Origin of the sequence: Flavobacterium sp. Arc2, assembly GCF_041431385.1 — a bacterium.
GTDB lineage: Bacteria > Bacteroidota > Bacteroidia > Flavobacteriales > Flavobacteriaceae > Flavobacterium.
The window spans coordinates 16524-43051 of the sequence record NZ_JASMRH010000033.1 but is presented as its reverse complement, the minus strand read 5'-3'; the positions used below and the strand labels follow the sequence as shown (position 1 = coordinate 43051).

General features: G+C 34.7%; 17 protein-coding genes and 1 tRNA gene. 5 read left to right on the top strand and 13 right to left on the bottom strand.

Annotated elements, in window-relative coordinates; genetic code table 11:
* Positions 1-623: 623 nt before the first annotated feature.
* The 3 genes from QO182_RS17595 to QO182_RS17585 form a co-directional block, all read right to left on the bottom strand.
* Positions 624-2351, bottom strand: coding sequence for a hypothetical protein (locus QO182_RS17595; protein ID WP_371563104.1), 1728 nt, complete (start codon positions 2349-2351; stop codon positions 624-626).
* Between the two features lie 3 nt (positions 2352-2354).
* Positions 2355-4223, bottom strand: coding sequence for a hypothetical protein (locus QO182_RS17590; protein WP_371563103.1), 1869 nt, complete (start codon positions 4221-4223; stop codon positions 2355-2357).
* A 207-nt stretch (positions 4224-4430) separates the two neighbouring features.
* The gene (locus QO182_RS17585; protein ID WP_371543498.1) at positions 4431-5045 is read right to left on the bottom strand and encodes a hypothetical protein; all 615 of its coding nucleotides are present in this window, start codon (positions 5043-5045) and stop codon (positions 4431-4433) included.
* A gap of 145 nt (positions 5046-5190) precedes the next feature.
* Here QO182_RS17585 and QO182_RS17580 point away from each other — a divergent pair, with 145 nt between their 5' ends.
* On the top strand, positions 5191-6147 hold the full coding sequence (locus QO182_RS17580; protein ID WP_371563101.1) for a helix-turn-helix transcriptional regulator: 957 nt from the start codon (positions 5191-5193) through the stop codon (positions 6145-6147).
* Here the strand turns inward: QO182_RS17580 and QO182_RS17575 are convergent.
* The 4 genes from QO182_RS17575 to QO182_RS17560 all read right to left on the bottom strand — a co-directional run bounded on the left by QO182_RS17575 (position 6144) and on the right by QO182_RS17560 (position 14041).
* Positions 6144-9596 carry a DEAD/DEAH box helicase family protein gene (locus QO182_RS17575; protein WP_371543493.1) on the bottom strand — a complete coding sequence of 1151 codons (3453 nt, stop codon included), beginning with the start codon at positions 9594-9596 and terminating at the stop codon, positions 6144-6146. The genes QO182_RS17580 and QO182_RS17575 overlap by 4 nt on opposite strands.
* A 107-nt stretch (positions 9597-9703) precedes the next feature.
* The gene (locus QO182_RS17570) at positions 9704-11389 is read right to left on the bottom strand and encodes an ATP-binding protein (RefSeq protein WP_371563099.1); all 1686 of its coding nucleotides are present in this window, start codon (positions 11387-11389) and stop codon (positions 9704-9706) included.
* 83 nt (positions 11390-11472) lie between these two features.
* Entirely contained in the window at positions 11473-12804 is a 1332-nt protein-coding gene (locus tag QO182_RS17565; protein ID WP_371563096.1) for a hypothetical protein, read from the bottom strand.
* A gap of 16 nt (positions 12805-12820) precedes the next feature.
* Positions 12821-14041, bottom strand: coding sequence for a restriction endonuclease subunit S (locus QO182_RS17560; protein WP_371563094.1), 1221 nt, complete (start codon positions 14039-14041; stop codon positions 12821-12823).
* Between the two features lie 38 nt (positions 14042-14079).
* On the opposite strand from QO182_RS17560, the gene QO182_RS17555 reads away from it, so the two are divergent.
* Positions 14080-14142 (top strand) — tRNA-OTHER (locus tag QO182_RS17555).
* A 236-nt stretch (positions 14143-14378) separates the two neighbouring features.
* Here QO182_RS17555 and QO182_RS17550 read toward each other — a convergent pair.
* From QO182_RS17550 to QO182_RS17530, 5 genes are all read right to left on the bottom strand, one after another.
* Positions 14379-15944, bottom strand: a complete 1566-nt coding sequence (locus QO182_RS17550) for an N-6 DNA methylase (RefSeq protein ID WP_371563091.1) — start codon at positions 15942-15944, stop codon at positions 14379-14381.
* A gap of 385 nt (positions 15945-16329) precedes the next feature.
* On the bottom strand, positions 16330-18312 hold the full coding sequence (mobC, locus tag QO182_RS17545; RefSeq protein WP_371563106.1) for a conjugal transfer protein MobC: 1983 nt from the start codon (positions 18310-18312) through the stop codon (positions 16330-16332).
* Positions 18313-18329: 17 nt separating this feature from the next.
* Entirely contained in the window at positions 18330-19646 is a 1317-nt protein-coding gene (locus QO182_RS17540; RefSeq protein ID WP_371563088.1) for a relaxase/mobilization nuclease domain-containing protein, read from the bottom strand.
* On the bottom strand, positions 19634-20026 hold the full coding sequence (locus QO182_RS17535) for a plasmid mobilization relaxosome protein MobC (protein ID WP_371563086.1): 393 nt from the start codon (positions 20024-20026) through the stop codon (positions 19634-19636). The genes QO182_RS17540 and QO182_RS17535 overlap by 13 nt, the downstream gene beginning before the upstream one ends.
* A gap of 224 nt (positions 20027-20250) precedes the next feature.
* Positions 20251-21153 (bottom strand): toprim domain-containing protein, encoded by a 903-nt coding sequence (locus QO182_RS17530; protein ID WP_371563083.1) that lies wholly within the window; start codon positions 21151-21153, stop codon positions 20251-20253.
* 155 nt (positions 21154-21308) lie between these two features.
* Between QO182_RS17530 and QO182_RS17525 the strand changes: the two genes are divergently transcribed.
* The 3 genes from QO182_RS17525 to QO182_RS17515 all read left to right on the top strand — a co-directional run bounded on the left by QO182_RS17525 (position 21309) and on the right by QO182_RS17515 (position 23817).
* Positions 21309-21602: a hypothetical protein gene (locus QO182_RS17525; RefSeq protein WP_371563081.1), complete on the top strand. Its 294-nt coding sequence runs from the start codon at positions 21309-21311 to the stop codon at positions 21600-21602.
* A 320-nt stretch (positions 21603-21922) separates the two neighbouring features.
* Entirely contained in the window at positions 21923-23455 is a 1533-nt protein-coding gene (locus tag QO182_RS17520; RefSeq protein WP_371563078.1) for a MauE/DoxX family redox-associated membrane protein, read from the top strand.
* 98 nt (positions 23456-23553) lie between these two features.
* A complete protein-coding gene (locus QO182_RS17515; protein WP_369764933.1) occupies positions 23554-23817 on the top strand; it encodes a DUF6520 family protein in 264 nt (87 codons plus the stop codon).
* Between the two features lie 70 nt (positions 23818-23887).
* On the opposite strand, the gene QO182_RS17510 is transcribed toward QO182_RS17515, so the two are convergent.
* Positions 23888-26527, bottom strand: coding sequence for an alpha/beta hydrolase family protein (locus tag QO182_RS17510; RefSeq protein ID WP_371563075.1), 2640 nt, complete (start codon positions 26525-26527; stop codon positions 23888-23890).
* Position 26528: the final 1 nt, after the last annotated feature.

Sequence of the window (26528 nt, the reverse complement as noted above, 5' to 3'; positions counted from 1 at the left end):
ATTTCTTGTATTTCATATCTCAAATGTACTATTTGAAATTTAAAATATCACTCCGAACTTATAAGGGGCTAAAATACGTTCTTAAGACACTATCTTAGCTGCCTTTTAGTCCGTTTCGAGTGGAAACTTCCTTACAACTTCTTGTTTTTTCTACGAAAAAACCTCTGCAATTTTATTATCAGCTGGGGGTAATTTTTACTAGAATATGGAATAAGGTATCTACTATTGAATTGGGAGAAATAGAAACGGCTCCAAATCCGATGGCTGAGGGATGATGCAACTGCAGAAAATACTAGGGGGTGAGAGACGGAATACTGCTGGAATGAAGTGAAACGGAATGAAGCGGTATTATGGCTGGTTTAGACCTGCCGAATAGAAGAAATGAATGTGTAAAGATTAAGAACGAAACAGTGCAAAAAAAACAGCTGCTGTTTTTCAAGCTGCTGTTTATTTAATGTTGTGAAGTGCCATTGGAATGGAGGGAAATCAAACTATTAAATCGAAGTGATAAATCGCTTATTTACAAAAAGGGCGCTTATGAAAATGTAGGGTTGACCGACTGGAGCAGCCGAACGGAACAAAGAGAATTACCGAAGAGAGACTGTTTCATTGCCCGTCATACTTTATGATATAATTAAATTTCTCCATTTATCAGGAAAGAAAGGAGTTTGGAAATAATTATGAGCCAGATCTTTTAAAAAAGGGTATCCTGCTTGATTGGTACGATAATTATACTTAAATTCAGTTTTCTTGTTTTCTATCTTTTTTTTAAATTCTTCAAAATTTAAATCTTTATTAAAGTTTTTTGTCAATCTTGTTTCTGATTGATAACCATCCCTAAAGGATTTTGAAAACAATTGTTCTTCCAAATCATTTTCTTTGTCTTTGACTAAATGTGTAGAAGTTGAATTTATTCCATGGTGAGGCACAAATAATCCTAAATCAATTTTACGTTCAAGAATAAATTCTTTCATGATATTGTATTCTTCTTCCATATCTAATAAAGCGAGATATTCCATTAAAACCGTAAGAATAGGAGAAGTACTATCCGAAAAATAGACCGGTTTAACACCTGTAACAGTGAATCTAATCACATTTTCAATACTGTTATTTGCATCAGGAATAAAGTCTAAGTTTTCTTTTGCATACTTAATTTGTCGCAGAACTAATTTTACATAATTTTTAGCATTCTGTAATTCTCCAAAATCAATAAATAAATTAAGAATACTGATTATAGTTGATGAATGAATGTCAATAAGTGGTCTAGAAGAGACACTATTTTGATTAATAATATTTACTAGTTGTAGATGCATACTTTCGTCATTGATTTTTTTATTGTAAAATCTTTCTACATTCAGCAAAAAACAAAAATAGTCCAAATAATCAAAAGTTCTTTTTGTATATCCAATTTGCTCATATCTTCCCGAATGTTCAGAAGACAGACCATCTTTTAGATTAGCAATAGGAATTGTTCTTTGAAAGTATTCTAATAATACTTTATAATAGAAATTAAAAACCTGATCAAAATATTTAGTTACAGCTTTGTCGTTTTCTAAATTGTTCTTTAAAATCCAATGCCAGAATTTTATCACTAAATGGGTTAAATATCTCTTTGCTATTTCAAGATTGTTGTATTCTTTCGATTCTGTATATATGATAAACCCGATAAGCTTAAAAGTTTCGAATAGTAGTTGCCATCTTCGTGAAAGTTTTTTAGATTTTTTCCATTCTTCTTTGGAAAGTATTACTTCCAATAAATCTACGAAATCTGATGTTATCCCATCATTTGTATCTGAATTCACTAAAACTCGATTGAATAATTTAGTGGTTTTTGGATCTACCAGTAAATATTCACCAAAAAGTTTTCCGGAAAACAGAAGTGTCAGGCGTGAAATATCCCAACGATCAAAAGAAGTGTTGACTAAATTATTTTGTGTTGCTACTACAAACGATTCAAAAGTAGCTTGTACACTTCCCTTGATCACACCATTATGTACAATTACAATTTTTAATGGTAATTGGTCGAACTCAGGAAAAGCAGAAACAAATTTATTATAGCTAGCTTGAGTTAAAGAATCTTGAATACCGTCTTTTCCATAAAAGTTGCCATCAGTGATGTCTCTATCTTTTCCACCTTTTAATTCAAAATAAAACCTTTTTTTGATATTATCTTCATCAATACCTATGGCTACTATATCTTTTCCATATTCGGGTAATCCTAGATACTCTGTTGGTTTGGATAAAATAGTAAACCCCATGGATTCTAATAAAATAGGAAAAATTCTATTTAACTCATTTTTTTCAGTTAATGATTCTAAGTACTCTTTGACAATTATATTTTTTATATCCATTACTTAGAAATTTTCAAGATTTTGTTCATAAACAGGAGGGTTTTTATAGGCTCTAGTATCGATCATCATACTTGATTCAAAATAACCTAATGGTAGAATGTCTTCTGAATCATCATTTTTCCACGCTCTTCCTCTGACAATTACCATGTTTTTCATCATGGACAAGAATGAGTTTTTATCCTTATCTATGTTCTTCATCATTTTGGCCTGATTTTCATGCTCTAAACGATAGTATAAATCCATTAGATTTCTTTCGTTTTCTTTAGGATCTAAGTCTTTAATTTTTGCCTTAAACTCACGCATTTTAGAATATTCATCGAAAGCCTTTTGTAAAGGAATTAGAAAATCTTTGTCTTTTTTCGAGTTGGTTAAATTCTTTTTGATGAGATCAAGTAGTGATTCTTGATAAACCTCAAAGATTAATTCAGCTAACATAGTCTGCAAATAATCTTTTACTTCTTTTAAATTAGACTCTTTTAATTTCAATAAGAGAGGAAGTAAATCATCAATGGAATTAGGATAATTGCAAATACTGTCGATTGCAAACAATTGAGCCTGTTTTTCTGACAACTTTAATAAATTGACTTGATGTACTCCCCCATGAGTAGAAAGAATTATTTTGACAGCCAATAAACTATACTTCCTAAAGTTAAATAAGTCTAAAATTTGTTCTTCTGTTTCTTCTTTGTTTGTGTCTAAAAAATGATTTAGTGAATTCTTAAACAAATCTATTGAACCCCTAAATCCAGATGCATCATATCTTTTTATTAGAATGTCAAAAAGGTATTGTGGGTTTTTGAAATTATGGAAAAAATAGTTGAATACATTGAAATTCTGTGTATTGTTCAGATAGACATTTAACAGATAATATTTTTCTAAATTATATTGGATATTTTGAAAAGCACTGTCCGCCTTTTTATGATCTTCTGATTTCAAAAGCTTAACAAGCTCTTTGATGGAATTTTCTTTAATTTCAGCTGATGCATTATCATTTTCAATGAAATTACAAAATAAAACACTTTTTAGATTTACTAATTCAACGGTTATCGGTTCAATCTTATTTAGTAACTCAAATAATTGTTTTATATCTGACCCGTTCGAAAGATTGTAACCACTGAATGCTTTCAATGCAGTAATTGGATCTTTTTCAAATATTAAAATAGAATCATCAAAAGTATCATTATGACCTTCATTATATAAGCCAATAAATAAATTTGGAATTAAAACAGAATACTTCTGAAAATCATTTTTAATACCAAATTCAGCTAACTGTTTGGCAAGTGTACTATGATTTTTTCCTAACCCTCTTAGAAAATTATAGATGTAATTTGAAGGGTGTTTCTCGGAGTTATTGTATTCTATGCATGAGCTTAGAATTACTTCTTCGCAAGCATTTGTAATTATTAAAAACTGAAAATATGGGTCTATAAAATCAGAGCTATCCCTTCTTTTTTGTTTTTTGTCCTTTATGAATTCAACATAGAAATCATAAACGGAAAGTTGATTATTTAGAATGGTGAGGACAAATGCTTTTAACGCATTAATTGAGTTAGTAATTTCCTTACTTGAATCGTCTATAGAATATTTGTTTTTCAGGTACTTTTCAAAATCATCTATGAAAAGAAACGTGTCAATAATATTGTCAGGTAGTTTTCTTTTTAATTCCGTTTCGGCAATATTTAATAGTAGCTCGTTAAATAAAAAGGAATCTAAATTAATTTCAAGGTATTGGAGATCCTTCTCTACAATTTTTAATACTCCTTGTTTTAAAAGGACGACATGATCCAGTATTTCGGAAAATTTATATTTACCTTTTCTGTTCTCAAAGGTATAGTGTATCAAATCTGTTATTTTGTCAATATTTTGATTCATGAACTGTACTGTGTTTTTTTCATACTTGTTTTTTGAATTTAAGATTATTCAAATATTATTTTAAATGAATTTCTATAAATCCTAAAGCTGTAATAAATTTACAGCTTTCATGATTATCTACTTTACTAAAGTATATAAAAAAACTTGCAAGACATCCAACAATTCAAAATTTATTGGATGTTTTGTAAGTCAGTGTTTTTTTACAATTTAATTCTTAAATAAATCTTCCTTGCCATTTTTATCAGAATAGAACTCTTTTACTTTTTCGATGTCTAAGCCGTTTATTAATTCGTCAACTTCTTGCGCTGAACTAAAAACAAACCGAAATCCATCACTTTTAATAAATTGGTTTGAACTGGATTGCAAGGCATCGCTATCTATAATCAACAAGTATTTATCGTTTATTATTCTAAAACGGGTTGAAAGGTTAACTGAATAATCAAAATTCCATTTGCCGTAAAGGAATGCACCTCTGTAATTCAAATTCTTGTATTCAATTTTCTTGTCCAATTCCGTTACTTTATTTTCAATGGCGGTTTGTTTCCATTTTAAAAAAGTATCTTTTATACTTGTAAGAAATTCAATGAATTCCGGAACTTCTTTGTTTTTTAGCATTAACGATGCTTTACGACTCGAACTGTCTGAAGAGAAGCAATCAATGTAATAATCAAAATCGCCTTTCTCATTTGGTTTCCCTGCTTGAATTTCAAAGTTTTTTGACAAATAAGTCGAGTTGTAGGTGGCAATTTTTTCCTGACCCAATACATTTCCACTAAACATAAAAGTCACAATCCCTGCGATAATCATAATTTTCTTGAACATACTATTTTCTTTTTAAATTAGATTACAAAACTATTTGCTATTAGTGCAGTCTATTCGCATCGTTTAGTTTTAAATTTACCCTATCAAACTTTTCAACTATGGCTATCAACAAAAATGCCCTTATCCGTTTTCACGCTTTAGACAAATGTTTAGTAATTTCAACAAGAAATTTTATTTAGAGGATTTGCTGGAAAATTGTAATGAAGCTTTGTATGAACTCAATTCTGATGGGGATGGTATAAAAAAACGTCAACTTTTTGAAGATATTAAGTTTATGGAAAGTAGTCAGGGTTGGTCTGTGCCACTAGATCGAATTAAAGAAGGGCGGAAAGTATATTATCGCTATGAAACTTCTGATTTTTCAATCAATAAGCAACCTATGAACGAACTGGAAGCCGAAAAATTGAAATCAGCTTTATTGGTTTTGTCCCGTTTTAAGGGAATGCCACAATTTGAATGGGTCAATGAATTGATTTTTAAGTTGCAAGAAGCTTTCAAATTGCAATCGCACAAAAGGGAAATCATTAGTTTTGACGCCAATGAATACCTGAAAAACATTCATTTTCTAGGTGATTTGTTCAATGCTATTTTGTACAAAAAAGTATTATGTGTGGATTATCAATCTTTCAAAAGCGATGTGATAACTACATTGGAAATTCATCCACATTATTTGAAACAATATAATAATCGCTGGTTTTTGATTGGAAACAATCCGGAATTTGAGAATTTTACCAATTTGGCTTTGGATAGGATTGTTTCTTTTTCGGAAACAAACAAAAAGTATGAAGTTTCCCCAATTGATTTTAATGAGTATTTTGATGATGTTATTGGGGTTTCTATTTCTCCTGAATCTACAGTTTCGAAAATCACTTTGTTTGCAACACCCGATTTAGCACCTTATATAATAACCAAACCCTTACACGGTTCACAAAAGAAAATCAGTATTGATGAAACCGGTTTTACTTTTTCTATAGAAGTAATTCCCAATCATGAATTGGAAAAACTGATTTTATCCTTTGGAGCCGGATTGAAAGTGATAGAGCCCGACTTTTTTAAAAACGCCATAAAGGAACGGTTAGTACGCAGTTTGGCCAATTATTAGGCAAACATAGCATTTTCATTGACCTGATTGATTACTTGAATCACTTTCATGGCCTTGTCTTCTTCCGGGAATATACCAAAAACGCCTTGGTCGTGATGTTCATTAAATGGGGCTTGTGTCAGTAATTGTTTTTCTATTACTCCTTTTTGGTTGAGGTACTGGATTATTTTTTGGATGAACGTAATTTGGTTGGCATTCAAATTTCCTTTGGAGATAAAATCCGAGAATAATTGATTGGCAATTTCAATATCTAAACCAACTATATTTCGAACAAACTTACCTAATGGTTGTTCTCCGTATTCTTTTATAAAACGGTCTTTGCTTTCCAAAGCTTCTTTCAACAGGAATTGTTCCAATAGCTCCAATTCATTGCTAGTAATGGGTAAATTTTTATACAATTTATCAATCACCAAATGGGATTTGTTTTTTCTAATAAAGGCTTCTACACGGTCTTTATAACTTTGTAATGAAGTATATGTAGCCAAAAGATCTACTTCTTCAACGCCATCTTTTGAAAGCTCATCAGTAAAGGAAGTATAAACAGGGTCTAGTTTCTTTTCGTCTTTTAGAAACTGGATTAAATCTCGAAGTTCTTGACGGATTTTTTCCAATTGCTGTACATTAACCGTACTCCAAAATTGTTCGTTTTGTAGTTGTTTGATTGTCGCTATTTTAGCTTGAACGGCAGGAATATTACGTTTCGTAAATAGCATATTCACAATGTCGTACATATTATCAATGTGTCTTACTTGCGCTTTATTTGCAGTAATCAATGCCAGTTGTAATTTATAAACCAATAAATCAAATCGTTTAGCAAATTCGTCTTTGTCTTGGTTGTAATCTATTAAATGAGATAAATTGCTTTGTATATTGAGTACATCACCTTGTAATAAATTATTCCATCTGGCTCTGTTTTTATATTCTAAAACATAACGCCAGTGTTTGCGTACCTCAAAACGGGCATCATTTAAATGATCTACCAATTGGTGCAAATCATCCGTAAATTGTACTTGAATGTGTTCTTGTTCTTCGGTTGGGTCTTGCAACTGACGCACTGTCATCACAATTTCCAGTTTTGTATTGAAGGTTTGTTGGGCTAAAGAAAGGGCAGTTTTTTGAGTTTGACCATCCGGATTGTCTCCAAAATATTCAAAATTGCCACAGAAATCAAAGATTAAGAAATATTCCTTGTCTATTCCCGGCGCAAAAATATCCGGACACAAACGCGTGCCTCGACCAATCATTTGCCAGTATTTTGAAGACGATTTTACTTCTTTAAAAAACACTAAGTTTAATACTCTAGGCGCATCCACACCAGTATCCATCATATCTACGGAAACGGCAATTTGAGGCTCTTTTTCGTCGCCTTTATCAAAACAAAATTTCTCCAGAAGATCTTGGGCTTTGTCTTCGTAATTGTCAATTACCCGAAGGAAACTGCCTCCATATTGAGGATAGTTTTTATTGAAGCGTTCCTCTATAAAAACGGCATGTTTGTGGTTTTTTGCAAAAAGGATGGTCTTGCCGAGTTTATCACCTCCGGCAATTTTCTGGCCATTAGTCATCAAATAGTCTAATACTTTATCGATTGTATCGGTGTTGTACAACCAGGTATTGATCTTGCTTTTATCCACATCGCAAACTTGGTTTTCATCTCCAAATTGGACACCAAACAATTCTTTGAAACGTATTTTATCTTCCTCTGAAAGGTCTTCATATTTAATCCCTTCCCTTGGAAATTTAAGCGGAATTTTAAATGCTTTGGGTGGCTTTAGATAATTATCCGCAACCGCTTTATTTAATTCGTAAGCGTATGTTGGATTACCATCTTCAATTTCGAACAATCTATAAGTGTTTTTATCGACTTCTGTTTTAGGCGTGGCAGTCAATCCTATTAAAATGCAATCGAAATAATTAAAAATAGATTGGTATTTTTGATATACGGAACGGTGTGCTTCGTCAATAATAATCACATCAAAATGACCCACGCCATAAAAGCGTTCGTCTTCGTTTTTAAGGTTGTCAATTTTATTTAAAATAGTGGGGTAGGTCGAGAAAACGACTCTAGTACCATTGTCTTCCTTCTCTTTTGTTAAATCAATGGCTGACAAGTGTGGCAAATGTTCCTTGAAAGCATTTTTGGCTTGTGTTACCAAGGCATTCCTATCAGCAAGGAACAATATTCTTTTCGCCCAATTACATTTGGTAAACATATCTACCATTGCTGCAGCTGTTCTTGTTTTTCCGCTTCCGGTTGCCATGACCAACAAAGCTTTTCTACTCGTTCCTTTGAGTTTGTTTTGGTTGGTGGTTACCAAATGTTCTGCTACTCGTTTGATGGCTTCCAGTTGATAATACCTTCCAGCAATAGCTGTATTTACACCAAATTCTCTTAAATCCTTACGGGCAAAACGTCTTTCAATAAGTAGCTGTAATTCTTCTTTGGTATAAAAACCTTGTACTTTTCTATCTGGATAAAAAGTATCGTCCCAAATGTGAGTTTCAAAACCATTGCTGTAAAAAATTATTGGACGTTGTCCTGTGCTCTCTTCCAAACATTTTGCATAAAGGCTGGCTTGATGTTTTCCTTTGGTGGCAGAGTGGATGGTACTTTTGGCTTCTACTACCGCTAATGGTAAACCGTTATCGCCCCATAACACATAATCTACAAAACCTTTTCCTGATGGATTTGTGGTTAATGGCATTCCTGTAACTTCGAATTCTATTTCTCGCCCTTCTCTTAGCTTATCCCAACCTGCTTCTCGCAATAGTAAATCAATTAGAATTAGGCGTGTTTGATGTTCGGATGTGAGTTCAGGAATAGCTTTTTCAACTGCTATTTCCTGGAAACGTTCTTCTTTGCGTTCGGCAATGAGTTGCAATTGTGCTTCTAATTGTTTGCGCAGTAAACCATTTTCTTCTGCAAGTTTTTCCTGTTCTTTTAACCCTTTTTGAGCTTCGGCACGTTCTTGCTCCAGTTTTTCGGCAAGAGCCTGGAGTTGCTTGGTATTTTTATCATTAGTATCTCCATAAGGAATTACTTTTTCTTCAAATTCGGGAATGTTAGGATTATTTTCGCTGTAATACTTGCTTAAAAAAGTCAAAAAACGAAAGCTATTTTTCAGAGATTGTAAAGCTTCTAAAGCTCGAACCGTTTTACCATGCGCTGCATTGTTCCCATTCAATCGTACAATATCCAATTCCATTAACATACTTGGTTTGAGTATATTTTTGAAACTTTCATTGTGGAGTAGGGCACCTAATTTGGTGTCATAAGGTAACTCTAAATCTTCATCATTTTTATACAACCAGAACATTGTTTTCTCCAACGTGCTGCGACACAATAAGGCAGCATACCGTGGCGCCGTAAAGGTATGTTTTTCGGCATCGGCAATCTCTCGGTAGATTTCTGGAAATTCGTGTTGAAGAAAGGTAAAGTTGCTTTTCATTTTCTTAGGTTGATGCCACTAAAATACTACATTATTTTGATTTTTTCCGAAAAGTTATTATTTCTCTAGGGTTGAGTGGAACCGCCTGTTTCTTTTTTTAAGAAGAATTATTCTTTATCCCCGTTTAAACCCATTACCAATCTGTGAAGTAATGCTCCTTGAATGGTGCGTTTGTATTTTTGGTCTTGATGTGTTGGTTTGTCTGGAATAGTCATTTCTATCCAACCTAGGTTTATCAATGGGTCTAAATACCTTTCTCGGTTACGAGAGTGGTTAGAAAGGCCTAAGTTTTCCAAAATTTCGACTCTCTTTTTTGGTTCGTCTAAAATATTCAGAATAGTCAGTGCTCTATCATTAAGATCATTTTCTATAATTTGAACAGCTTGGTTACTAGCTTGGTCACTAAGTTTTGCTAATAGGTTCTCTAAAATCTCTTTTTCCTTGCTATCACTGGTTTTAGCTTGGTCACTAGCTTGGTCATTAAGTGTGTTTAAAAAGTGACTAAGCTCCTCCAAGTTATTGAAAGGAATATTCTCAATGGCTGTAATTATTTGTTCTTTTGCCAGTAAAACCGATAGGAAATACGTGCTTTGTTCGTCTGTTTCAAAAACAGGTTCGGGCGAATTATTTTCCTTCATGGCATTTCTGATGGTAGGGAAACCAGTACCGCGTCCTTCTGTCAAGTGTAACTCTTTGAGTAAATCACCAATACGTCGGTTGCGATAATCCCGTGCCACGATGCGTTTATTTTGTTTTAGTATCTGTGCATCTACTGGTGGAACCGGACCAGGGAAACTTAGGATTTCTATTCTGTCGGGCCATAATTGCACTTCAATAGGTTTGTCCATTTCATAGCTTTTATGATAAACCGCATTAGACAAAGCCTCTTCTATGGCTTCGTAAGGAAAATTAAAATGGCGGTTGGCTTCTGCTTTATGGGCTACTTTTTCGACAACTTCTTCAATAACATTATTTTTGAAATAGTCTAATATAGCTCTTAGCTGATGGTGTAAAGGACCTTTGAAATACTTTTCGGAAAAATTTTTACCGGTTTTGTCTTTGTGAATTACCAATTCAATCCAAGAACGTTCGAGGAATTTTTCGGGATTACGGGAAAAAAATAATAGGCCAACATTTAAGGGGCGTAATGCTTCTTTAGGGCCATTTACAATTTTCATATTGAGACATAAATCCGCAAAAGGAATCTGCTTGCTTTCTTCGTATAAATCGCTTTTTACTTCTTGAAGAAAGGCCTGAATTAAACCTAAATCTAAATCATCAATGGTTGCTTTGCCGTTTATCCTGTCATCAAAAGGAATGCGTGCCGTTAGTTCTTGTAATCGTCTTAAATTATCCTCTTTTGCAATGATGCTACGGGAACCAAAACGAATGTAGGGATAGCGTTGTGCTGCTTTTCCTTGTGTGATTGGGGCGGTATAAGGGCGGTTATCACCGGCAGGACACCATAGTATTAAAATGTGTTGTCCTTGTAGTGTGTAAGGTTGTATTAAAGGAAAATAATTGGGAAGCAATTGATAGGCAAGGGTTAAAACTGCCCCTTGAATTCTATCTAAACTTTCGGGAGCTAGACCCGCAGGAGGCAGGATAGGTCTTCCATCCTTTTCTGCAATGCCTACAATGATGTAGCCACCACCCCAATTGTTGATGTCGTTGGCAAACGCACATAGGGTATGTACAATTTCTTCAGGGTTCCAGCCTTGTTTGAATTCAAGACGTTCCCATTCTATAGCTTGTCCGTTGACTAAATCGTCTATGTTTATTGGTAATGCCATATTTTATTTAAACTTCTGAAAACGTATTTGTTATTCGATTTTCAAATTTAGAATTTTAATTTCAAAAGCAGTTGGATTATCTATCAAGACTTTCCAATTTTCACCATTCTTTCTGCAACTTCCAGAATCTCCTTTATTGAAAAATTTTCAATTTTATTCTCTACCGATTTTTGATCTCTTTTTCTCAAAGGGTCTTTGTGGATTTCTTCTAGTGCGACTTTCATGTAGTGAATGTATTCCCCTTTATCCACAGATGCATCTTTTTTGAGTTGTTCTGAAAAACCAACTATTGATTTTGCCAACACCATTTTATAGGCGTAATCTTCAATAAGGTTTTTTTGTTTCACGTACTGATTTGCACAAAAAATTGCTGCAATTATAGGTAAAGGGATTAAAGCTATTCGGCCTATTATTAAATGAAGTTTATTCGTTGTATCTAAAGTAATCCAAACACCGAGTCCTATTGCAACTAAAATAAATAAAGAAGCCCCTATAATCCAAGTTCTCGAATATTGCCATTTTTTAGCATCTGTATGCTGAATTTGAAAAGAAGCACTTATACCTTCTGCAGTTTTGTAATTTAAAGCAGTTTTAGCACTTTCAATTAAATTATCTGCTTCTTCCAATATTTTTAATCTTTCAACATTATATTCTTTAAGTTTCTGTTTGTTCTCTTCGGTTAATTGCTGTAATTCTCCTAAACGATTGTCTCTTTCCTGAATTTTTTGGGCAAATGCACTAATTAGTTTTTCATTATTTTTAACTTCTGATAGACTTTCTTTAATTTCTTCAAGATAAGTTTCTGCCGATCCATTAACTTTAATTAAGTTTTCATTGATTGATTCCAGTTTATCAGAATTCAATACAATTTCTGTTTTCACTTCCTCTACTTCTTCTATTTTTTCTTCAAGTTCTTCGAACTTTTTAGTAATGGCTTCTAATTTTTCAGAAACTGAACTGTTTGAATTAGTTGCTTCTTCTTTTATTTCATTGATAAATTTCAAAGCTTCTTTAAACTCATTTCCTTGTTCCAAAAGTAGTTTGTTGGTATCTTGAAACAGTTCCCATCTTTCGATACTATTACGAACATTATACTTTCTTAATTTAACTTTTAAACTATCTATATGTGGATATAGCGATTGAGGTTTTTGAATGTAACTTAGAATATAATCTAGGTCTTGAGCTATTTCATTTCTTTCTTCTAGGGTAGAAACTTGAATAAATATGTTGTGTGATTTTATAAAATAGGAGACATCAATGAGTAAGGCATTTAGACCTAAATAAATTCCTTTGCCATTGTATTCATTTTCGTTTCCAAATTTGGTACTATTGAATTGGGATGTGTCAAAAGAATTTAATGACTCTTTAATTTGGTCACGTGAAGTTTTGATTCTAAGTACTGATTGTGTTTCCATATTTATAATTCTTTTTTTAATTCAATTCCCCCTTAAACGCCCGTTGCAGCAAACTCTGAAACAAATCCTCGCTTTTTGCTAAAGCTTCTTGCACTTGTTGTTTTTGGGTTTCTATCATTTGTAAGCGCTCTGCAAATTGAGTTTGAAGTATGATTGGAGGATTAATTAGTTGCAATTCTGTTATTTGCTTAGAGTTTAAATGAGGTTGCCCAGCTCTTCTTGTAAAAGGTTCTATAACAGCTTTTCCAGATTTTGTATTTAGTAAAAAATTATAAAATGTACTATGTGGTTCATTTATTTCAATAATGATGTCAAAACCACCATATGAATCTTGATGTTCTTTTGGAATTCTACAACAATCTCCTGTATTTGCACCACTTCTGACTATAATTAAATCGCCTTCATTTAGTTTGCATTTTTTAATTTTAGATGCTTCATCCTCTGAAATATAAACCATTCCTTTTATTGCAACATTACCGTTTTTTACATTTGTAGCTCGTATAAAAGGTATTCCACTTTCTTGATAAATCGGAGGTGAACTTGTTCCATATCTTAATGAATTAAATACGGACCCAAAAGAAATAAATTCCCATTTTTTTTGATTATTAACTAAATCCCCAAACATCTCCAAAAATAAATTCTGCGTCAAGGCATCATATTTTTCAATAAGTTGCTTGTTGTATTGGCGCAATTGGTCAGCGGTGTCAAGGATTTCTGCTATTTTTTGTTGGGTTGGTAATGAGGGGAGGGGGATTTCTAGTTCTTTAATATATCTTTCTAATTTAAGATTTATTATTCCTGTTGTCTTGTTTTGATAATTATTAGTAAACCCAAATTTATGGCTTGCAAATAACTGATATAGTAAATACTTTGGTTGAATGATATCCTTTTTAGGTCTTAAGATCGAAGTGAAATTATTACATAAAAAGGTGCCTTCTAAATCAAAATAAACAACTCTTCCTACTGGTTGAGTTGGACTTCCTCCAGATTTTTCAATAATAATATCACCGTTTTCAAGTTTTTTACTTTCAACTTTTTTTAAATCAATATTTCGATAAATAATATCCTTCAAATTTAATCTACCTTCATTTGAAAAATTTGTCGTCCTTAACACAGGTATAGAATTCCCTTCGGAACCCCATTCTCCAGTTATTGGTTTTTCAATTAATTCAATTAATTTAACTTTCTGCATTACTTCAATATTATTGGTAATTCGTTCATTTACTGCTAATTTCATATCTTTATGCTAATTATGCTTTCAAAAGTTCTTTTAATGATTGTATTTTGAGCATCTGCCTTCTAAGCAGTCGGTCGAAGGTTCGAATCCTTCTGCGATTACAATATAACTACTGTTAAGGTTATAGGTTGGAATCCAGTCAAGGTCAAGTTATAACTTTAGGGTTTCTGGTTCGAACCCTGTCGCGGTCACGAGCCGTACTTTTTCAATGGGCGCAGGATTCATAACCCTGAGGTCATTACTGGCTTCGTCCTTCGACTTCGCTCAGGATGAAACTTCCTCTCTGCTATTTGCTATTTTATTTTCCAGGGGCTAGAATCCCTCCATCTCCGCGTCACTATCCTAACATTTTTTCTAATTCATTCATGGCATTCAAACGTTTTTTGTCAATTGCTTTGATATCGGCAATCAAGGTTTGTGGTTTTTCATAGATTACTTCATCATAAACAATTTCCTTGTAGCGGTTAATGCTCAAGTCGTAATCATTGGCTACAATATCGGCTTTTGGGATTAGGAAGGATTTTTGGGTTCTGTCAGTCCCCACCCCATCCCTCCCCGAAGGGGAGGGAGCCGTGCCGATCGCTTTCCAATCCAACAAAATGTTTGGAATATCGCATTTGCCTTTAAACTCTTCTAAAACTCTTTCCGGGTCAGTAAAACACTGTTCGAATACCTCTTCCGATAGTTGCGCATTGCGTTTGTCGTCCAGGCTAAAACCATCGGCTTGCATGTCATAGAACCAAACGTTATCTGTCCCACCTGAATTGGTTTTAGTAAAGAATAAAATAGCAGTACTCACTCCAGCATAGGGTTTAAAAACCCCGCTTGGCATCGAGATTACGGCTTGTAATTGTTGGTTTTCCACCAATTCTTTACGAATGCTTTTGTGTGCGCCACTGCTACCAAACAGTACACCATCAGGCACAATCACGGCAGCGCGTCCACCTAGTTTTAGCATTCTCAAAATCAAGGCTAAGAATAGTAATTCGGTTTTTTTAGTTTTGGTTACGTTCAGTAAACTGCTTTCTACCTCATCATAATCCAATGCCCCTTTAAACGGTGGATTGGCCAAGATTAAGGAGTACTGACTGCTGATGTCATTGCTTTCACTCAAAGCCGAATTTCCAATAAGTGTAGGGTTTTCCATGCCGTGCAATTGCAAGTTCATGGCTGAAATGCGCATCATCGATGGGTCAATTTCTATACCGTTGAACATGTTTCGGTTGTAATGTTCACGAAAATCCTGATCCATAAACCAGTCTTCGTGTTTCTCATGTACGTATTGGGATGCGGCCACTAGGAAACCTGCTGTCCCACATGACGGATCACAAATCGTATCGTCTTTTTTAGGTTGGGTCATTTCGACCATCATACGGATAATGTGGCGCGGGGTACGGAATTGTCCGTTGGTTCCTGCTTCGGCAATTTTGCCCAACATGTATTCGTATAAATCTCCTTTGGTGTCGCGGTTGTCTAATGGCAGTTTGTCAATTTGTTGTACCACACGGTCTAATAGTTTCGCCGTTGGGATCATAAAGGTTGCTCCTTTGATGTATTCAGTGAACGCGCCACCATCTTTACCTAGAGTTTTCATAAAGTCAAACACGGTTACATCATTTAAATGACGTTGCGGACGTGTGAATAATTCAAACATCACTTCCGGGTCTTTGTCTTTGAAACTGCTCCAGCGCAAGTCTTTTTGCTCTGGAGTATAAATAGGTTTGTCAGTAGTAACACCGAGCATATTGGCTCTTTTCTCAATCAAGATTTGTTTGTCGTCTAGTTGTTTCAAGAAAATAAGGTAGGTAAATTGTTCAATTACCGTTAGTGGGTTTGAAATTCCGCCTGTCCAGAAGTCATTCCAGATTTTATCTATTTGAGATTTTAAATCGCCTGTGATCATTATTTTGGGTTGTTGTTATTCATTAATAAATTTGGAACCAGTCACTTGATTGTAGTATTAGACGACAAACCTAAGGTGTTAGAGTGCAGACAATGTGCATAGCTCGTTTTTTTTTCTTCAAATATACTTTTTAAACTTCATAGCACGTTTTTAAAAAAGGGTTAGATTATGAATTTTTGCTAAGGTATTTAAAATTCCATACATAAAATTGAGGAAAGCCATAACGTATTGAATTTTTTAGTTTAACAAATTGATATAAAAGAGATTTAATAGTAACTGTTTTTTGACGAGCAGTTTTGCTGCAAGGATTGAATCAAATAATTTATATTAGATTATAAATATTGTCCTTCCGCAGCTGTATCTTTTTTAGGTTTGAGTCTTCCTACTACTTCTTCAACACCAAATAAGCCCGGCTTGGATCCTGTAACAGTTGCTCAATTTCAGATTGCATGATCTCTTGAACATCTTGTTTTACTTGCAGATAATTTCGCTGTACTATTGTAGTATCAATCTTCCTGATTACCGCAATATCTTTATATTTTGCTTCTTCTTTTTTTAGCGCTTCATGATCATTTACGATTTCACAATGAAACGTTTTTAGTTCAATTTTGCAATCAGGATCATCGGCAACCATACCTACAAATTCACCGGAACTCAATGACGATATCTTAGAAGGAGGAACAGCCGACTCTAATTGTTTGGAACGGCTGATAGAGGTGTCTCCGCTATTTATGGATAGTGATTCTCTGTCCTGCATAATTTTACCAAATCGTTCTGACAGTTGCTTGGCCGTGTCACCAGTAACCTGACCGCTAACTAAGTTTCCAGTGATGTTTAGAATCACGTCAGCCTGTTCTCGGCCGTAATCTTTACGAAGCTGACTGAAGTCTTGAACTCCTAAACAAGTGGCCACTTTATTGCTTCTGGCTGTAGCAATCAAGCTATCCATATTATTGAGATAGATAGTTGGGAATTCATCGAAGATGAGACTGCTTTTTAGTTTGCCTTTTTGATTGACTAGTTTTATCAAACGGGAGACGTACAAAGATAAGACAGCGCCATAAATTTGTATTTTTTGAGGGTTATTTCCCATACATACAATTTTGGGTTCGGCTGGATTATTAATGTCTAATGTAAAGTCATTTCCAGATAAGACATAATACAATTGTGGAGAGGAGAGTCTGGCCATGGCAATCTTGGCTGAAGCAATTTGTCCTTCCAATTGTTCCATGGCATCATTGAGATAGGCATTGATAAACGGATTGATGAGTACTTCAATTTCTTTCTCCGTCCGCAATATCGTAAACAAACTATCATAGTCGAGTTGCATGAGTTCAATAACATGTGGCAGCGTACAGAATTCCCCTTCCTTGTACTTCCTTAGATACCATATAATTGCTGTCAGAAAATTGATAGGGGATTCGACAAAAAAGTCGCCCTGTCTTTTGATCCATTCTTTGTTGAGTCCCAATAGAATCGTTCGTGCGGATTCTGCTGCATCCGTGATGTCGGTCATCGCAGAAGGTTCAAGTGGGTTACATCGATGTGTGCGACTCAAATCATCAAAATTGATCACATAAAACTGTGGTGGAATAGGATAGAGGTGCTTGTATTTCAACCAAGTATTATAGGTGATTTTAGAAAGGTCATCAAATTTAAAATCATAAATGAACATCGTAAACCCTTTGCGAATGTGCTGGGTAATCACATGCCGAATTACAAAATAAGATTTACCAGAGCCAGGTGTACCTAAAACCATTAAGGCTCGAAAGGGATTGATAATGTTGATCCAACTGTTTCGAACTTTGTCTTTCAAATGATAACGCGCTGGAAGATTGATGGAGTATTCATTTTCCAAGAGTCTTTCTTCTTGGGGGAAAGTTTCATTTTCTTTGTTAAAAATATCTTTGTTGTTCAAGCTGTTTTTTATAATACGTGAGAGTAATGTACCTCCTGAAAGCATCAACAGAAATCCGATGCAGCTAATACTGATATAAGCAATCGCTACTTCAGTAGTTTTTGCTTTTAGGTAAAGCGATAGATAACTTAAAAAGTAAATCAATACACCCGTAATGATGTAGGCAAAGGCCGTTTTGTGATTCAATTTTTCCTCTTTACGTCCTTTGGCTCCAAGCAAGGAAATCAATAAAAAAAGTAAAGCAAAAACCTTGGATTTATGAAAATTACTGAACATTCCAGTACGGTGTATATTGCCCAAAATTGTATCGCTGAAGGTGCTAACAAAACCCCATTCTTTGAAAGCGGTATAGCAGTAATAATAAAAATGTAGCAGTAAAATTACGATACTGATCAGTCGAGTCATATCGAGTATTTTACGCAATGCCTGTTCGTTTTCTCCGGTTTGCATAGCCATAATAATTTCCTTTATTGGTTATCTGATTGTCCTTTTCGTTTCTTCTTTTTCTTCTTGGCTTTCAATTGATTTGGCAGATACGAGGAATCATGTTCCGACTGCGTAAATGTGTTTACTAATTTGCCAATTTCAATAGCGGGTTTAGCAGCTGAATTCTTTAGTGATTCAGTAGCGCTTGATGCAAGGAAAACTTCTTTTGAGTTTGCTTGTGCGGTAGTTCTATCCGATTTTTTAATTTTAAAAACGCTTGCTTTTTGCTGCGCTCCATTATTAAAACCGCATCGATCTTGAATAGCTTTTGCACTATATTGTTTTCCTAAAGCACTACCATTAAATACACATTGCGTTTGGTGATCTACATACGTAATGCCATACAGTAAACCCTCTCCATTTTGTCGAAAAACCATATTGATTCCAGATAATGCTGCAATTTTTTTTAGATCCTGAATCGATATTTTTTGTGGATTGAGTAATGCCATATCAATTGTGTTTTTTATTCTGGACTTATGGGGTGTTCGTGCTTTTTCATTTACAATAAATCGTTCTTCTAAAAATTCCAGTGTTGGACGGCTATAAAAATCACTAGCTTTAATTGGAACGCCTACCTTTTCACCACTTTCATTTAGTATGCGATACACTAAACCTCTATTTTGAAAAATCCTTGAATTTTCGCTTCCTCGATCCGCAATAACATTATACTGTTGGAGCACCGCATTTAATTCGGGCAAGCTCGTGTATTTATAATTTTTAAGTACTTTGTCCAGTACGTTGGTTATGGCTCGTTTTGTTTCTGTGCGACCGTATTCTACTTTGCTGGCATTAACTGGTTTTGCGACTAATTCTTTTTCTCTTTTATGTTTTTCAGCCGGAACTAATCCATACGATATTTCAATTTCTTTTCTAGCTTTTTCAGATTGGTTTCGACCAATATTCTGCATATCAATCCTGCTTCCATCAGCTCTCACTTTTATAGAAATAATATGAATATGTGGATGTCCTGCATCATGGTGCTGATAGACCAAATAGGGTTGTTCGCTAAAACCAATTTTCTCCATATAGGTATCTGCTATTTCCATTAGTTTCTCTTTTGAAATTCCCTTTTCCGTCACATCAAAATTGAGCGAAATATGGACACTGTTTCTTTTCACATTTTCATTTAAATCAACCTGTTTTAACAAGCGGTTTAGTTTCATGGTAAAGCTCATTTTGTCGATATCGACAGGGTAATTTCCAGCCCCAATAAATTCTGCAACCCCTTGCTGAACTTTGTTTTCATTGTAGTTTAAAATTCGATGGATGGAATGTCCCGTTTTGATTATTGCAACCATGATTCTGCTATTTTTTGAATCTGTTTCTTTATTTCATCCACCTTATTAAAAAGTATTTTTTTCTCCAACTCATAACTGATGAGCCAGTGCTTAAAATCGGAAATCTGATTCAGTGTATGCAACTTTTTTACAGCCTGATTAAAGTTGTTTCCAATAGCGTTCAGTTCTCCTCTTAGACGCATCATTTCTGCCATAAAATCGTCTAGGGATTGGTTACGGTAATTAGTAGTAATCGGTTTGTTGAATAGGTGTTTGCGAATGTAGTCACTCAGCTTCCTGCAGGTACTTGTTTTCCATTTGCGTTCAATTTTTGCATACTCTTCTGGCGTAAATCGTAAACCGACAATACGTGTTCTTTTTGAATTTTCTCTTTCCATCATCTCTCATTTTATTCATTACTGAACTCTTTTTATCCTTTCAGTCTCACTGCCCACGAGTTCCGAGTGAAGGGGCAGCAAGATTCGGTTGTTTAACAACCGGACATCTTGCCGATTGCAGGAACGTGGCAATCTTTTTAGCTAATTATAATTGCATTGGTTATTGTAGTCGTTTTTCGAACAGTATATTGTACAGCAATAATTTATAGGGGAAATCGAAATAATAGCTAGCTGTTTTTTTGCCGTAAATTAATTTTCTTTGATTTTCCAAAATTCATTGCCCAGTCGTTGAGGTCTTTATAGTTTTTATAGAGGTTACTTTCATCTTTGTATTTTGTACTCAGAGAAAGTGCACGCTTCGTATAGCTTTGTCCCGTTTCATCCCGGTCAAGATAAAGCCGAATGGATTCATGTCTTTCCATAAAAGGACGTGCTCTTTCGAAAAAAGAAACAGAGTTTAAAATGACAAAATTCTGACTGTTTTCAGGAAGGTTTTTGGTCATCGCTTTAAAGGATAAATAGTCAAAAAAGCCTTCAAAAACAACTACCTCATTACTACCATTTTCACAGGTGGTTATTCCCTTAGGTGAAGCTGTTGTTTTGAAATAAGGATTGCGAATTTCATAGCCTCCCAAATCATTTTGGAAACCAATTCCGTAGTAAGTATTATCATTTAATTTGTAGTGAACTTCCTTGCAAAACTGTTGTGCAATTGCAACTGGAATAGTACGCTGTTCGATATAGCGTAAAAGCGGATAAGAAGTAAGCGTAGTCTCTTCTATAATTTTAATTTTAGGTTCTTGTTGGATAGTACTTTCTGAAGGATAAAATATTGGCTGCTGAAGAGAAAGATTCCCACTTAAGTTGTTTAGTAATTCAGGAATGCTACACTTGTAAAATTCGATACCAAAATCAACCAAGTTTCCGCCTTTGCCAAGGCCGTGGTCATACCAACGATTTAATCTGCGATTGATTTTAAAGGAAGCTTCTTTTTCATCTCTTAACGGAGACCGGTACCAGTAGTCATCGCGCCTAATTTTTTCAGGTTCAAAACCCATCGACTTTAAGTAATTAACTAAATCTATTGCTTTGGCTTGCTCTATCGAAAAGCTATTGTTGCTGAAATTCATAACATACATTTTATCAGGTTCATAATTCAGATTCCGCTTACTAAAGTAAAAAAGCTAAATCCTTTGTCCAATCCTCATCATATTTTGACTAGGATAAATTGAAGCAAGCTTCTTATTTTTGGAGTAATGAATTACTAATTTAAAACGAGAAGATTATGCTGACAACAAATGATGTAGCCCAGGTTTTTGATACGATCCTTAGTATCCCTGGTATGAATGAGCTGGTGAAGATTGATTTGAAAATCTCCCGTAAAAATGTATTGTTATTAAACCATGTTATTGAACGAGGTTTATTGGAAAAAGTAGATGATAAAGCATCAAACTTATTGACAAGTGTTCCAGAAGAAAATTTGGAAGAGTTGAGGTCGTTAGGAGGGGAGTGTCTCTTAAAAGCTGGGCTGATAGAACTAAGTGAAAAACTAAATGCGTTGAGTGGAACCACGAAGTAGAATGGATTATTAAATAGAAACTAAAAGAATGCCAAGTAAACTAATCTTGTTTATTTGGCATTCTTTGGTTTTAATCATCTTTGGTTCTAAGAGTAATTGTTGTTTCCATTCATCATTCGAAAAATGGCTTTATTTTCAAATATTTTGGCTTGATTTTTAAACCATGTTTCCAAAAAAACGGCTGTAATTTTGGTAAGTATTTAAGAATGATTGTTTTAAATAATCGGAAATACTTTGAATCTTTTAAATCCAAATCCAGAGAAACTTCAAAGTTGTGAACATTTAGAATTCATTCGGTTTAATCCAATAAAAGAGCAGATATGAAAATAAGTGCAGCAATAAAGAAGGGAATATTAGAGGTAATTTGTCTGTTGTGCATACTGCTTTTTGTTTATGCTGCAGTGAGTAAAATATTGGATTTTGAGAACTTTCAAGTGCAACTGGGACAGTCGCCATTACTAAGTGCTTTTGCGAGTTGGGTTTCATGGGGTGTCCCAATTATAGAAATTTTGATAGCCTTGACACTGCTAATTCCAAGATATCGGTTAGTAGGACTATTTGCAGCTTTTAGTCTAATGATTATGTTTACTACATACATTATCATTATCTTGAATTATAGTTCTTCTATTCCTTGCTCTTGTGGAGGAATACTTGAAAATTTAGATTGGACTGAGCATTTGGTGTTTAATATTTTATTCGTGCTACTGGCATTTACGGGTATAATGCTGTTACTATTTAATCCGAAAAATTTTGCTTCTAAGAATCAGTATAATAGAACTTTTAGAATGGTCTCTATCGCCTTATTGAGCAGTATTGCTGTTGTCGTAATAATTTTTTTATTGTCGGAAGACATTACTCATCATCGCAACAACTTTATTCGTCGTTTTCCGCATCATCCAATTACAAAAATTAATGAATTAGATTTAAAACATCCGTCCTTCTATATTGCCGGCATCGAGAAGAACAAAGTTTATCTATGCAATTATGAGGCACCTCTTCATGTCATAGTAATCGACATTGGGTTACAAACGCAAAAAAGTTATGTTATAAGACTTTCCAAATCTAACCTTCCTTTTCGTTCTGTACAAGTACGTGTCCAACCACCGTATTTTTATTTGATGGACGGTACCGTTCCTTGCATCTTTAGAGGTAATCTTACCGATTGGAAAGCCAATTTATGGATGTATGGTAAAGTCTATTTTACTAAAGCAGAACCATTAGATTCAAAGACCTTCGTTATGCGCGCTATAAGCAGTAAAAATCATGAAAATATTTTAGGAACTATAACAATTACGGATACGATTAAAGTAAGATTAGCATCGCGGCTATTGGAAAAGCAAATTGAGGGTATTTTTGATACCGATGGTAATTTAATTTATAATGAGCAATTAAAAAAGGTTCTGTATACTTACTATTATCGTAATGAGTATCTCGTATGTGATGATAGCTTAAATTTAGTACTTCGAGGTCATACCATTGATACAATTAGTCGAGCGCAAATTAAGGTAGCACATATCCAATCAAAAAATCAAAGTAAGCTAAGTGCTCCACCAATCATAGTAAATAAAAGAACAGCAACTTTTGGTAATTACCTTTTTGTACATGCAGGTCTAATGGGGCGTTATGAAACGAAAGAGATGTGGGATAAATCATCTATAATTGATGTCTATGATTTTATGAAAAACACCTATTTATTTAGTTTTTATGTTCCTAATCTTTTGGATCAAAAAATGACTGATTTTAGGATAGTTGAGGATGTTTTTGTAGCCCTATACGATCATTCTATCGTTACATATAAGATACGGACTAATGCCTATGAACCAAGGGAATTTAAGATTTTACATACACCTTGATCTTTATTAAAAAGGAATTAAAATATACTGCGCAGTATCAGGATCTCGATCGAAAACCTGTAAAAAAGAGTAGATCATTAACTTTTAATTTTAGTATCATGAAAACAAATTTTTCAAAAATGGGATTTCCCATTGCAGTAGTTGTTTTTGCGATTGCGGGAGCTTTCGCTAACAATGTTTCAAGTTCTAATTTGAACAGTGCTATTGAGGTGAATGGACATCTCCCTGTTTCCTGCGAGGCAACAAATGTAAAGTGTTCCACAGTTCAAAATCCGCAAATGTGTACCTCTAGTGGTCAGCAGCTTTATCGTCTGAATGCTGCTGGAACTGATTGTCCGGATGTGCTATTTAAAAAAATTTAGTAACCGTTCTTAAGCCAATATTTATTGGTAATACAATGCTGGATTTTTTTAAAATCCAGCATTGTTGTTTTTAATTACTACTCAAATTATCTCTAAAAGGTTTCTCCTTAAGATAATGATCGAACCATTCTTTGGTACGCTGTGTCAAGTCATTTTTTGTCTCCCGTTTTAAAAAGGAGTGGTTTTCTCCTGGGTATACTAAAAATTGGTTTGGCTTTTGCAGCCTACGCAAGGCTAAATGCAGTTCGAGTCCTTGCGTCCAACTTACCATTGTATCCTCCAGGCCAGACCATATTAATAAAGGGGTGTTAATTTTTACAGCTTGTGCTACAGTTGAGTTCTCAATGTATCCCTGATAATCTTCAAAAAGGGATACTCCCATGCGTTGTTGCTGCGATTCGTATCTCCACATCCTTGGAAGTCCCCAGTTATCATCCAGACTAAGGTATTGGCTTACAAAGTCGGTAAGTGGGCAACCTGCTACCGCTGCCGCAAAAATATTGGTTTGCGACACAATATAGCCTGTTTCATAACCACCAAATGAAGCCCCCGTCAATCCGATGTGTTGCTCTTCTACGATTCCTTTTGCTGTCACTACTTTTACTGCTGCTATCACACAATCCGTTGCTGATTTACCAGGTTCACCTACTTCATACGCTATATCAGGATATAAGACGAGATAACCATCCAAAGTGTAATTCGTCCGAGGAAAAGCATCCGTTGCATTTTCTGCTGGATTGAAATAATGATGTAGTATGTGTGATTGCTTTTCGTAAATATGTACAATCATGGGATACTTTTTTCCTTTTTGAAAATTGGACGGATAGTACAATACTCCCTGCAGTGGAGTCCCTCTGGAATCGGTATAAGAAATCAGTTCGTTATGCCCCCAATCAAAATGGTTCTGCTGTAGGTTGGTTTGTATCAAAATTTTTGGCTGTTTCTCTTTCTCAGTCTTAAACATCAATCTTGGGGATAGTTTAAAAGACTGTTCTCTGTATATATAGCTTGAGGATTGTTCTGCCTTTATCAAGTGATCTATCATTCGGTCTTTATACACCATTTTTTTTATGTTTCTTTCTGGATGCCAATAATAATAGCCTGAAGATTTGTCATCGCCAAATGCTTCGATCAATACTCCTTTAGAGAGATCAAATTTATTACCTGGCAATTCTGCATTTCCAAACAGTTGTGAATCCGTATAGCTGTCCTCAGCAATCCGGTATCGAATGTGTTTTTCACGACCGTGTGTTATTCTTTTTTGTGATTTTCCATCGGCAGACAATAACCAAATATCATATTGATCATAAACAATCAGGTATTTTTCATCCACTGACCATCCCGGACTTCCGTAAGGCGGGGCAGTGCCTCCACAATCATAATCCACCTCATCTATGGGGATTCCCAAAGGCAATGTCAGGTTGATATGGCCATCCTCCTTACTATTGTAAACCCACCAATGCTTTTCTTTAAAATAGTTGATAAAATTTCCGGAACCAGATCCCTTGATAAAATCATATTTTCGAATCTGTTTTTCCAGTATTTTTTTACTTTCCCCAGTACGCACATCTGTTAGTATGTAATCAACAGGGCTGGCAAATTCATACTGTGGTTCATATTGCAGCGGATTATGGTTTAAAGCATAATTTCCATCTGCTAATAGCTGCGTTTTTGGAAACTCATCGGTTCCTATCTTAAACAACTTGTTTTCCTCGGGCCACCACACTATCATTTTGGAATTGTATTGCCAGCTTTCTGAATCCTTTTGGCTAGGGTAGGTCCATGGTGTTGCACCGTCCCATACCTGTACGATTTCCTTCTCCTTGGTCTGTAATTTTGGAGTGGTTGTATAAAAGAAAACCTTTTTGCCATCCGTTGCCATTTCAATGGACTTTCTGGCCGGTGGCGTTACAATTCGTAGCCCCTTAAGGATATCTTCAGCAAGTAAAGGATCTAGTATATGCAGTTTGGGAGTGGTATCCATATGATTCACAAAATACAGTTTGTGATTGGTTCCTTGGTACTCATCCTGCTGGATTTCCTGTAAAAAAACCAGTGAATTTGCATCTTTATTCCAAATCAGGTTTTTAAACCGATTGTCGGAAGGTTGCATGATTTCCGAAGTGCGGAAGTGATCATCAAGCCAAATTAATTTTACGGCGTTTTCTTGCTTTGTTATAAATGCCGCGATTTTACCACTGGCATTAAAACTATATTCCGCAATATCTTTTACACTATATTTTTGTCCGTTTACCAAATTCAAAATACAGAGTTCTTGTTCCAGTCCTGTTTTTTTAAGAAAAGCCACATATGCACCATTTCCCAGAAATTCATAGGAAATCACATCCTCCGTCCATTGACATTTCCCGGTTTTTAAACTCAATATACCAAGTCCTTTTTCGGGTACTATTGCGGCCCACCATTTTCCATCTCGACTGAAATTTTCATCTGTTGCTGAAGGAAAAATGTGTTTTTTACTGCCCATTGTTTGCTGTACAAAAACAGTATCCTTGCCTGAATCATAGGCCAACTTATAGCTTACCCATTTGCCATCAGCGGTCAATTTCTCTCCGGACAGCGTACTCCATTGGCTGTAATCAGCAGGAGAAACGTTTCTTTTTACTGATATCTGTCCCCATATAGTTACGGATCCCAATAAAAAAAGAAGTAAGATTGTATGTTTTTTTATTAATAAGATAGTGTCTTTCATA